A 667-nucleotide genomic window follows, 5' to 3' on the forward strand; every position below is an offset into this window, starting at 1 on the left:
TATTTAACCCTACTTAGCCGTTCTTACTTGAGATACGATATTACGAGACATATTTTCAGGGTCTGGTGTAAGTGTTAATTCAACTTCACTAATACCGTTTTGGTCTAAAATTGCTTTTATGTTGTTGTAAAGTTGTTGGTCATCAAGAATGGATACGTTCTTTACTTCTAAACCACATTTTTGAATGTTGTGGTCTCCATTAATAAAATCTTTAGCGGGAACTAAATACTCTAGTGATGCAAAAGCGTATGGTTTTGGTTGACCTGTTTTTTTGCTGATACCTTTACCAAGTGCAGCAGATAGTAAGATTACTTTCATTGTAGTAACTCCGGTTGGTTGTTTATTTCATTAAGTTGATTGTTATCGTTAAAGTTAGGAGGTTGAATCAATGCATTTGCAAGTGATGCAGGCATATCTAACTGGCCTAACCCGTCAGTTAATAGGTTTACGATGTCAGTATCAGATAGTTCTAATATGTGACGCATAAAGTTAACGTGTTTGCCGTAAGCTAATTTTTGATATTTAACTAACCTGTCATTAGTGGCTAATACGATTTTTTTACGTTGATTGGTTGGTACTTCTAAACGTTCTTCACTGACAAATTCAAATGCAGGATAAGCAGCCGCAAAAATACCGTCTATATTAAGCAAAGCATCTAAAGAGATAA

General features: G+C 34.8%; 2 protein-coding genes. Both read right to left on the reverse strand.

Annotation, left to right across the window (positions count from 1 at the left end):
* Positions 1 to 9: 9 nt before the first annotated feature.
* Positions 10 to 318 (reverse strand): CTX-RstB family phage integration protein, encoded by a 309-nt coding sequence (locus CJF42_RS25835; protein WP_095369352.1) that lies wholly within the window; start codon positions 316 to 318, stop codon positions 10 to 12.
* Positions 315 to 667: hypothetical protein (locus CJF42_RS27925; protein ID WP_170940781.1), on the reverse strand; the 353-nt coding region annotated here is incomplete at its 5' end. The genes CJF42_RS25835 and CJF42_RS27925, both read right to left, overlap by 4 nt.

The organism is Pseudoalteromonas sp. NBT06-2, from assembly GCF_002276045.1.
In the GTDB taxonomy this organism is placed as follows: domain Bacteria; phylum Pseudomonadota; class Gammaproteobacteria; order Enterobacterales; family Alteromonadaceae; genus Pseudoalteromonas.

Bases quoted from the DNA above. Each gene is read 5' to 3' on its own strand.
- CJF42_RS25835 (WP_095369352.1), bottom strand. From the start codon at position 318: ATGAAAGTAATCTTACTATCTGCTGCACTTGGTAAAGGTATCAGCAAA.